Annotated in this window: 17 protein-coding genes; 14 read left to right on the top strand and 3 right to left on the bottom strand. The window is 50.6% G+C overall.

The window, feature by feature from the left end; all coding sequences use genetic code 11:
* The first annotated feature begins 79 nt into the window (after positions 1 to 79).
* Entirely contained in the window at positions 80 to 454 is a 375-nt protein-coding gene (locus tag ACFSW5_RS21695; RefSeq protein ID WP_379277814.1) for a phage holin, read from the top strand.
* Positions 451 to 1245, top strand: coding sequence for a C39 family peptidase (locus ACFSW5_RS21690; protein ID WP_379277812.1), 795 nt, complete (start codon positions 451 to 453; stop codon positions 1243 to 1245). The genes ACFSW5_RS21695 and ACFSW5_RS21690 overlap by 4 nt, the downstream gene beginning before the upstream one ends.
* A gap of 43 nt (positions 1246 to 1288) precedes the next feature.
* Here ACFSW5_RS21690 and ACFSW5_RS21685 read toward each other — a convergent pair whose 3' ends face one another.
* The gene (locus ACFSW5_RS21685) at positions 1289 to 2014 is read right to left on the bottom strand and encodes a stalk domain-containing protein (RefSeq protein WP_379277810.1); all 726 of its coding nucleotides are present in this window, start codon (positions 2012 to 2014) and stop codon (positions 1289 to 1291) included.
* Between the two features lie 495 nt (positions 2015 to 2509).
* Between ACFSW5_RS21685 and ACFSW5_RS21680 the strand changes: the two genes are divergently transcribed.
* From ACFSW5_RS21680 to ACFSW5_RS21625, 12 genes are all read left to right on the top strand, one after another.
* Positions 2510 to 3310, top strand: coding sequence for a ParM/StbA family protein (locus ACFSW5_RS21680; RefSeq protein ID WP_379277807.1), 801 nt, complete (start codon positions 2510 to 2512; stop codon positions 3308 to 3310).
* Positions 3303 to 3521: a hypothetical protein gene (locus ACFSW5_RS21675; protein ID WP_379277804.1), complete on the top strand. Its 219-nt coding sequence runs from the start codon at positions 3303 to 3305 to the stop codon at positions 3519 to 3521. The genes ACFSW5_RS21680 and ACFSW5_RS21675 overlap by 8 nt, the downstream gene beginning before the upstream one ends.
* A gap of 15 nt (positions 3522 to 3536) precedes the next feature.
* Positions 3537 to 3746, top strand: coding sequence for a hypothetical protein (locus ACFSW5_RS21670; RefSeq protein ID WP_379277802.1), 210 nt, complete (start codon positions 3537 to 3539; stop codon positions 3744 to 3746).
* 17 nt (positions 3747 to 3763) lie between these two features.
* Entirely contained in the window at positions 3764 to 3943 is a 180-nt protein-coding gene (locus tag ACFSW5_RS21665; protein ID WP_379277800.1) for a hypothetical protein, read from the top strand.
* Entirely contained in the window at positions 3940 to 4080 is a 141-nt protein-coding gene (locus tag ACFSW5_RS21660; protein WP_379277798.1) for a hypothetical protein, read from the top strand. Before ACFSW5_RS21665 ends, ACFSW5_RS21660 begins: the two co-directional genes overlap by 4 nt.
* A 138-nt stretch (positions 4081 to 4218) precedes the next feature.
* The gene (locus ACFSW5_RS21655; protein WP_379277796.1) at positions 4219 to 5457 is read left to right on the top strand and encodes an FtsK/SpoIIIE domain-containing protein; all 1239 of its coding nucleotides are present in this window, start codon (positions 4219 to 4221) and stop codon (positions 5455 to 5457) included.
* A complete protein-coding gene (locus ACFSW5_RS21650) occupies positions 5454 to 6050 on the top strand; it encodes a replication-relaxation family protein (protein ID WP_379277794.1) in 597 nt (198 codons plus the stop codon). Before ACFSW5_RS21655 ends, ACFSW5_RS21650 begins: the two co-directional genes overlap by 4 nt.
* A 164-nt stretch (positions 6051 to 6214) precedes the next feature.
* Positions 6215 to 6439 (top strand): helix-turn-helix domain-containing protein, encoded by a 225-nt coding sequence (locus tag ACFSW5_RS21645; protein ID WP_379277791.1) that lies wholly within the window; start codon positions 6215 to 6217, stop codon positions 6437 to 6439.
* Between the two features lies 1 nt (position 6440).
* Positions 6441 to 7085, top strand: coding sequence for a hypothetical protein (locus ACFSW5_RS21640; protein ID WP_379277789.1), 645 nt, complete (start codon positions 6441 to 6443; stop codon positions 7083 to 7085).
* Complete coding sequence (locus ACFSW5_RS21635; RefSeq protein WP_379277787.1) at positions 7086 to 7616, top strand: accessory gene regulator B family protein; 531 nt, start codon at positions 7086 to 7088, stop codon at positions 7614 to 7616.
* 5 nt (positions 7617 to 7621) lie between these two features.
* A complete protein-coding gene (locus ACFSW5_RS21630; protein ID WP_379277836.1) occupies positions 7622 to 7735 on the top strand; it encodes an AgrD family cyclic lactone autoinducer peptide in 114 nt (37 codons plus the stop codon).
* A 9-nt stretch (positions 7736 to 7744) separates the two neighbouring features.
* Positions 7745 to 8131 carry a LytTR family transcriptional regulator DNA-binding domain-containing protein gene (locus ACFSW5_RS21625; protein WP_379277783.1) on the top strand — a complete coding sequence of 129 codons (387 nt, stop codon included), beginning with the start codon at positions 7745 to 7747 and terminating at the stop codon, positions 8129 to 8131.
* Between the two features lie 210 nt (positions 8132 to 8341).
* On the opposite strand, the gene ACFSW5_RS21620 is transcribed toward ACFSW5_RS21625, so the two are convergent.
* On the bottom strand, positions 8342 to 8572 hold the full coding sequence (locus ACFSW5_RS21620; protein ID WP_379277781.1) for a helix-turn-helix transcriptional regulator: 231 nt from the start codon (positions 8570 to 8572) through the stop codon (positions 8342 to 8344).
* Positions 8573 to 8696: 124 nt separating this feature from the next.
* Entirely contained in the window at positions 8697 to 9071 is a 375-nt protein-coding gene (locus ACFSW5_RS21615; RefSeq protein WP_379277779.1) for a helix-turn-helix domain-containing protein, read from the bottom strand.
* Positions 9072 to 9323 lie beyond the last annotated feature (252 nt).

Here is a 9323-nt window from a genome sequence, read left to right as displayed (position 1 = left end):
GCGATCGGTTTATTTATTTCCGCCGTCGGTCTTATTTGGAAGTTCACAAACTAATCAAATTTGAAAGGATGATTTTGTGATGATGGAATTGATTCAACCGTATGTGGAGACGATCGTTCAAGCTGTAATCGGCGTGCTGGTGGCCGCCGTACTGGGTGCTGTTGCCGTTCTGAAAGGGAAGGTATCGACTTGGCTCGAGGCGCGCACTACGGTCCAACAGCGGGAGATATTGCACCGGCTGGCACAAGAAGCGTCGGCGCTTGCTGAGTCGGCATACATCTCCGGTGGCGGACCGCAAAAGCTGGAGGCGGCTATCGATTATGTAAATGAGCGTACTAAAGGTTATGGGATCGAATTAAGCCTGTTGGAGATTCAAGCGGCCGTCGAGAAGGCGGTTCAGGATTACAACAAGGCTAAGCAGCAAGCGGCCGCCGCCGTGGGAGAACAACAATGAGCCTGGTTTATTACAGCCAAGAGGACCCGCGGTGGAAGAACATCCTGTACTCCATCCGGAACGACAAGACGCAGACGATCGGCACGTCTGCATGCGGCCCGACATGTGCGGCCATGGCGATCAGCTCGCTGACCGGCAAAGAACTCCTCCCGCCAGCGGCCGCCGCCTACGCCGTCGCAAACGGATACCGGACGGCTAACAGCGGCACGGCATGGGGCTTCTTCGCCAGCATCGCCAAGCAGTACGGCCTTGAAGTCATTCAGACGGGGAGCCTCGACCAGGTGCTCGTTGCGCTCGCGGCGGGGAAACTGGTGGTCGCATCAATGCGGCCGGGGCACTTTACCGGCGGCGGCCACTTCATTCTGCTGGTTGATGTAAACCAAAGTGACGGCGTCAACTGGATCGATGTACTCGACCCGAACCACGACAATACGAAGTACGGCGCCGACGGGCTGGTCGATCAGGGCGTCCGCAATGACGGCAAGGTGACGGCCAAGGAATCGGTATTCCGGAAAGAGGCCGGGCAGTATTGGATATTCGATAAACCCGAAGAGGAGGATCAACCCATGACTAAAGAGGAAAGAGCGCTGCTTGATTCAGTAATCACCGAAAACAAAGTTCTAGCGACCAAGGTCGAGGCCTTGGAGTCTAAAGCGTCGATGAAGATGCCAAGTTGGGCAGAAAGCGCCGTCGTGGCGGCCAAGAATGCCGGCATTATAGACACGGTCGACGGTGGGAGCTATGACTTTTATCGCGTTTTAACCGTCATGCATCGAAAAGGATTGATTTAACGACGAAGCCCCGCGGCCTGTTGGCTTGCGGGGCTTTTTTTGTTTAAGAAGTTTTAAACCATGCACCGCCAGTTCCGTCGTATTTCGTACCGAATGAAATTAATGGAGCTTTATCAGTCTTTTCAACCAGGAAAGCAACCCATCCTGTTGCCGATGCACCAGCGTATAAGTTAGTATCAAGCGCTGGCTCCGGTTCTACGACAGATGCAGAATCATACTCCTTGCCTGATGAAGAAACCAAGTTGAAACTTGACGGTCCTACATGTACAGATGCGTCGGCCTTCTCGTTACTTACGACCTTAAAAGAAATCTTGGCGAGTAAATATTCGTATCCGTCTGGTGCCGCTTCATTGAACTGGTTTGCCCCTTTGATTAATTCCCACGCCAATGCCCCGCGAGTAGCACTTTCTACTTTAATCTCCGCAGTATAATTATCGAGAATATCCTCCACTTTATAAGTCACTTTCGCGCCGATCGCTGCAGGTGAGCTTTTGGAATTCGTCGTGGCGCTAGGGGTTGTTGAATCCGATGCCCCTTTGCTCGTAATCGTGACAGTATTGGTTTTATTGTCATAACCGACTGTTGCCCCCAGCAATTCTGCGGCGGCACGGACCGGAATGTAAGTTGTTCCATCGATTACTTTGGGATCTACTTTAGCAACGGTGCCATTAACGACAAGCGTCATTTTGGTGGCCGCGTAAGCACCGATCCCAGCCGAAACCAACATAAGTGAAGCGACAACCCCGGCAGCAATTATCTTTTTCTTCAACCTATTTTCCTCCCCAATGATAGAATTATGACCATTCTACTACAGCACTTCCGCGAATCTTGTTACTATTTGTCGATTGTCCAAAAATCGTCTTTGTACACTAGCTTTCCCGTAATCCTTCTTACGGCAGTCACCAGTGCGTTCATCGTTATTTCCCTCAACGGATAATTATCGTCGCTGCAAGCTTTTGTAACTGTGTCTTTGCTTACTCCGCTTTGCTTCACCAACTCCCCGTGCGAAATTCCATTTGAATCCACGAACTTCCCGAATTTACTTCTTGGCTTTCCCAATCCAAACATACGCGTTCACCCTCGTCCGATATTCCTAACTCTTAAAAGGGTGGACGAATCTATCAAAAAATATACAAGCCCAACTCGGAGAGTTAGGAAACTTGCCCAAGCCGTCGCCATAGGCTAGTGACATAACCAGTGGTTAACCGACAGGCTTCAACAGCCCTCGGTGGCGCCACGGGTGACGACAGGAGGCGATGACATCATGAGCAGCATTGTAGCGATCGACGCCGGTGGCTCGACGACAAAGGTCTATGACGGCGTGCAGCTCCGGCAGTTCCCTTCGACGATCAGCTACGACTGGCGGGAGCGGAACATGGAGAGCAACGGCCCATACGACTTCGAATGGACGTATAACGGCGAGCGCGGCTTCGCCGGCACGCTGGCGCAGCGGGAGAGTGACTGCGCGGACAGCCAGAAAGGCGACACCAAAGCCCATCCGGAGGCCCTGCTGCGTGTATTGCTTGCATTACACCAGTTTTGCACGGCTCCGGCGCCGCAGATCATTGTGGGCCAGCCAATCAAAACGCACACGCCCGGGGAGAAGGGGGCAATCAAGCAAATGCTGCAGGCGCGGCACGACATTACGGTCAACGGCCAGCGGCGCATCATCGTCATTCAGCGTTGCGAGGTGGCGGCGGAGGGCGTCTCTGCCGGCTTGCTGGTGCCCGGGGGCGGCGTGGTTCGCGTTCTCGACATCGGCAGCGGGACGGTCAATTTCGGCACGCTGATCGACCGGCAGTTTAACGATTTGGGCAGTTTCACGCTGTCGAAGGGGCTTGAGACGCTACGCGCGGCCGGACCGCTCGCATTTGCCCGTCAGATTGCCCGCAAGGCGATCGCAGGGGGTTGGAAGAGGGATGATAGGGTTTATCTCTGCGGCGGCGGAGCGGAGGCGTTACTGGGCTTCCTGCAGCAGTATTTTCCGGCGGCGGAGGTCATTCCGGATCCGGTGACGGCCAACGTCCGGGCATTCTACATGATCGCGAGGAAGTTTTATGGCTAAAGACATTCGAAAGGTGCCGGTCTGCTTCAACATTCTGGACCCGGACCAGGCGCGGATGCATGAATGGCTTACCAGCCGCACAAACCGGTCCGGATACCTGAAACGGTTGATTCAGCGGGATATGGAAGGCGGCGCGGCCCCGTCCCGGCCGATCACGCAGGCGCCGGCGGTAGATTTGATGGAAGACTTCAACCCTGTGGGGTTCATTTGAGGAGGATGATCGATTATGGAAATGGGCGTATTGGCTCCGGCTTTTAAGGTTGCCGGCATCGCGATCGGCAGTGAATTTGTCGCAATGCTGATGGAGGAAAACGGCCACGGCAATAAGGTGATGTTCGTTAAGATTGCGTCTTGGGTCAGCTGCGCGTATGTCGCGCTCGACTTTTGGTGGGAAGGGCTTCGACACGCAGCGGCGTTTTTCGGGGTGTACATCTGAAAGGAGAGTTGTTCGAAATGAAACCCGTCAAAATCCTGCTGGCCGCCGCGGCAGTCACAACATACATCGCATTCCCGGCTTACCGCTATTATGTGATCGGAAGCTGGATTGCCTATAAAATCATGACCGACCGGCCGCGGTCTTATCGCATCGTTGCAAAAGGCTCGAAGCTCTTGAAGGAGGCAAAGACATCATGAAGGTTTACATCATCGACCTTGCCGGCTGGACGCTCGTCGGCATCGCCGGGGCGCTGGGTGCCTATGCTTGCCATTTATTCTCCGCTCGCGTTTCCGGCGATCTTGCTCATACCCTTCTAAATTTCTTCGTTGACTAACGTCTCCGAATCATTTAAACAAATTTTGATTTGCTGTTCTTTTCAGCGTTTTGGCTTGTATTACCGAGGTATTGATACCGCAGTAATTTCCGGGGTCATATCCGGATTATTTGCTCTGGTAGAAAGGAGATGTCATAGATGGCCATCAGTATCCTGGCGGCCGCCAAGCTGGCCGGTATCGCAGCGAGCTCCTACGTCGTGTGGACGACGTGGCGGACCATGCCGGAGCCGGCTATCCGCCGGAAGGTGCGGAAGCTGTTTCAAGACGGGGAGCTCTGCAAAAAGCTCAAGGGTCGCAAAGGAAAGGAAATCTTGAAGTTCCCGCTGATTAACCGGGTGAGCATATACCAAGATTGCCTGCAGGTCGTGTTCACCCTTCCGGATGGCCTCGATCCGGCCGCGGTCCGCAAGAAGGAATGGCTCTTTCAGCAGGCCTTCGGCGAGCACGTCGATCTGGCCGGAACCGCAAAGACGTTTACCCTGACCGCCTACAATCTGGACGTTGTGCAGTACGATTACGACTTCGAGACGATCGGCGCGCGCGTGGAGGGCTTGCGGCTGCCGATTTACGTCGGCCGGAGCCGTCACGGCGATGAGTTCTACGACATGACGGAGCACCCGCATTTGCTTATTGCCGGCGAAACCGGCAGCGGGAAGTCGGTCGCGCTTCGCTCTATCCTGACCACGATGCTTAAGACGTGCGCCGGCCGGCTGCAGCTCTTCTGCGCGGACCTGAAGCGCTCCGAGTTCCACTTGTTCCGGGACAATGCCGACCAGGTCATGATTGAAGCGCACGAGCTGCATAAGACCACGCTCCGGATCCGGAAGGAGATGCGGCGCCGCGGCGATCTGCTCGATAAAGAGGGGCTAGCAAATATCAACGACCTCCCGGAGCTGCAGCGGCCGCCGTACATCGTGCTGGCGATCGATGAGGTCGCGCTGCTGAAGAAGGAAAAGGACCTCATGGACAGCATCGAAGAGATAAGCGCAATCGGTCGGGCGCTGGGCGTTTTCCTCATCCTCTCCATGCAGCGGCCGGACGCCGACGTGCTTGACGGCAAGCTGAAGAATAACCTGACGGTCCGGCTGGCCTTCCGCCACTCCGACGAGATCAACAGCCGGATTACGATCGGCAGCGGGGAAGCGGCGGATATCAAGCAGAGCCAGAAGGGGCGCGCGGTGTTTAAACTCGACGGCTGGCGGTATGTGCAGGGACCTTACCTCGATATCCCCCGTGCAAAAGCACTGCTCGAGCCACATAAGCGGCCGCAGGCGGTCGGCGAGGGTGATAACAGCGGGAACAGCTACCCAACGCTCCTAGAGGCCGCCGAGGAGCCGGGAGACGACGATATTGAGTTTGGGGTGTTGCCGTTTTGACACCAAGAGATAAAGTGATAATTGCCGACCTGGAGCGTTTCCGCTGCCTCACGCGGGATGATGTGGCGGAACTCCACTTCGCCGGGCTGAAAGAGCCGATTAAAGCGGCCAATGATGTGCTGCTGCGGCTACGGCGGGAGGGGCTAATCAACTGCAGCAAGGAGCGGCGCAAATACGTTTACTTCCCGGTCCCGGGCATTAAAAAGGACTCCGCTAAGATCGGGCACTTCCTCTCGATAGCTGAGTTTTACCGGGAGCTACGCCGACATGAGCCGCCCCGAGCGTTTGAGGTGGAACCGAAGCTCGGCGGGAAAGGCCTTCCGGAGCCGGATGTCTTTGCGATCTGGAAGGGCGCGCCGTGGTACGTCGAAATCCAGCGAAGCGTGTATAGCGAAAAGCAGATGACCGAAAAGCTCAATCGGTACGAGAAGTATTTTCTCAGCGGGGAGTGGGAGCGAGCGGCGTGGCAACCAGCCGGAAAGAAGGTGTTCCCGTACGTCTGGATTGTCGGCGCGGGCCGGTACACGGTCGGGCAGCGGGCTTTCCGGGTCATGCAGGGGAGTGTAGACGATCTTATCAAGAGGGCGAAATAGGGAATTAAGTTTCTAGTAATCGGCTGCGGAAGCGATGTAAACTATATGTTCGACACTTTAAGGCAGGTGAAGAAATTTTAATTTTGTATTGCAAACAATACAGGGCCGTGGTATATTTGTATTGCAAACAATACAGCGGCCCTCTTAAAAGGAGATGGCGATTTATGACTAGAGACATTAAAAAAGGGTATTCCCTTATTGACTCGGTCCTCTCCTCTCGAGAAGCGGCAGAGGTATGGGGACTATCAGAGAACACAGTTACGCAATGGTGTAACCGGGGGAAATTCCAACCAGATGAAGCTCGAAAATCCGGTAAGGTTTGGCTAGTGACCCGAGAGGGTATGATTCGGATTACCGGGAGAGAACCGGGAGAGAGAGGGAGAGTTTAATGTGGAGTGGAACTGGGTAGAATTCATTGGCTTCATGGTGTTTTCAACAATTGAAGGCCTTGGGATCCTGGCCTTGATGCTCAAGATTTTTTGCTACAAATTTTTCCGGCATGTAGGCCCGTCGTTGATAATCATCACAATTATGAATTTACAAAGCTATTTTCTCAGGGAAGAATTTTCACTATCGAATGTTGTACCAGTTATTCAAGTTCTCTTATTTGTCCTTTTGCTCACAGCAATTATTAAGATGCCGATATTCGCTTCTTTAATCGTTTCCGTTGTGGGTTTCTTCGTTTTTGCTACGATCCAGAGCGTCATAGTTGGGGTAACACCGAATGACTATCTATCCATTTCAGAGGTTCAAACAGTACCGTATAAAGGGTATTTGTTGCAAACATTAACAGCCATTTTTGATTTTGCCATTGCCAGCATCTTGAATTTTCTTAGACTCGGATTCATTCAAGATTTGAACAACAAACTGAAGTGTAAATATGAAAGGCTCTTAGTTACTTTATTGACTATCGGAATATTAATGACTTTTGGATACATACTACTTGTGAACAATGCAGTCATTCATATTATATTTTTCTTCATTGCCGCGTTAATTTTCTTATACTACGCGTACAAGAAGGAGACAACAAAATAAATGATTGATAAATTAGCCTATAGTTTAGCCGTCGGTATAAAGAATGTCGTGCCAGAACATCCTGCTTCAATAGCAAGGCTTAAATATGCACTATCTTTTATCTTAAATGCCGGCTTTATAATTTTCCTGTCGCTCCTGCTTTCGATATTTACCGGGAAAACTGGTCAGGTCGCTACCCTCCTCTTTGCATTCGCTTTGCTGAGACAAGTCTCGGGTGGAATCCACCTTAAATCCGGAACCATGTGCGTTTTAGCAACAGTATCAACTGCAACAGTTCTGTCCTTTGTAACGTATCCAGATATGTACACCTTAATTATAACGTCGATCAGCATAGTAATAGTTCTTTTGTACGCACCTTCAGGAATCGAAAACCAGACGCGGATCCCTCCAAAATACTATCCTTTGCTTAAATTGGTTTCCGTTCTACTCGTTTCGAGTAATTTTGTAATCGAATCAAAAATGACTTCTATCGCCTTTCTGGTTCAGTCCTTATCGCTAATCATTCCGCGAAAGGAGGTGAATTCAAAGTGAAAAAGATGATGATGTATAAGCTGGCTTCGGTGTTGAGTGTTGCTGCATTCGCCGTTGTTTCTGCAGCAAGTTTTCTCTATGTTCATCAGCCGGAAACACCCGAAGAACTGTTGAAGTAGGTGGGGAGAATGGTTGAAGCTCTGCCAGTTGCTAAAGATGTGGCGGGGGAGTCAGGTCTATATTTAATGCCTATAGAGAAAATGATTTACCTCGAGGGTATTTCTGCAAAGAAAGTGGTAGCAGTACATACTCTGGATGATGTCGGCTATATGAATGGGACCATCAAATATTGGGAAACAGCTTTGAATAGCACAGGATACAACTTTAAATATTCCTTCCGGGACATTCTGGTCAACCTGGATAACGTCCAACTCTTGGATAAGTTCAGGAAGAATGTTTATTTCGAAAATATCGTAACCAAGAACTCGAAAAAATGCCCGATCGCTTCAGGCGCGACATTCGACGAATTCGTAAAAGTACTTCAGTCCTTGAATCCAAAGCTGAATTTCATATAGTCTTAAAGCCCCTGATCTTGTCGAAGATTAGGGGCTTTTTTCGACATATTTCACGATTGCGAAATCTTATTTACAAATGCCAAGCCATCCACAATAATACAATTATAGGAAGTCGGTCATGGGAATGGGTCTTTCGCAAACCGAATCCTACCGTCAGGTAGGGTCGGTGGCGGGGAGACAGAGCGAACATCCGCTCTGCGGTTAACGTGTTTAGGTAATAGGCCATGTATAGAAGTCGTCCATATGGCATTTGAAAATTCTCGCACAAGCTCTCAGAAGAAGGACGTTCATCCCTTTGCGATTATTCTCGATATGCCCAATCATTTGAGCTGAGACTTCGAGCCCGAAATTTTTGAAAATTTTATCGGACAACTCCTGCTGAGTCATTTTGGCCGCTAATCTCTTTTCACGCAACCGGCACTCCCCGCGCTCGAGTGCCATTCAGTGACCTCCATCATTATTCAATTTTGAAAGGAGCCAAGCAATATGAGTAAAGAACAGGTCGACGTAAAGGAAATTTTAGCAAAAATAAACGCTTCGGAGAAGCTTGAAGAGCTCCGAAGCATTATTTACGGGCCTGTTGTTGAAGAGTTCGAAGAAAAGCAACAGCCATCTTGAACTGTTCTTTATCTAAGACTTTACCATCCAGAATAAGATCAAACTTCTCAAGCATATCATCGTTACCGAGGTCTAACGAATCTACAAACCGATCCTTTGCGTCAGCTGGCAAAGAACTTTGCGTCTTCCCGAGCAGATAATCAGTCGATGTCCCGAATATCTCGGCTAGTTTAGCGAGGACATCACTTGGCGGGGCTGATCGATCTGTCTCGTAGGAGCTAACGTTCGATCGAGTCTTTCCGATCAGATCAGCAAGTTCATCCTGGCTTAGATTACGCTTTTTCCGAAAGTTTCTTATCCGCTTTCCCAATGTATCGCTCATTAACAACACATCCTATCTCAAAAAAATGTGAATTAAATTGTCATTTTAGGTATTGCGTGAATTTGGTTACCGTGGTATTATCTTAACACGGAGCAGAAAGGAGGTAACGAAGACAAGCTATACCAAAATAGAGCTCCCACTTATAACTTCTTCACAAAATAAAAATGGAAGGAGCGATGAAGGAACTCTCGTTCATCCTGCTATTTCCATATTTAGCCGATACGGAAATAGTGCTAATTACTGGTTGTTTGG

The sequence above is a fragment of the Paenibacillus thailandensis genome, assembly GCF_042685365.1.
Taxonomy (GTDB): Bacteria; Bacillota; Bacilli; order Paenibacillales; family Paenibacillaceae; genus Paenibacillus_AP; species Paenibacillus_AP thailandensis.
This window is presented reverse-complemented; position numbering and strand designations above follow the sequence as displayed.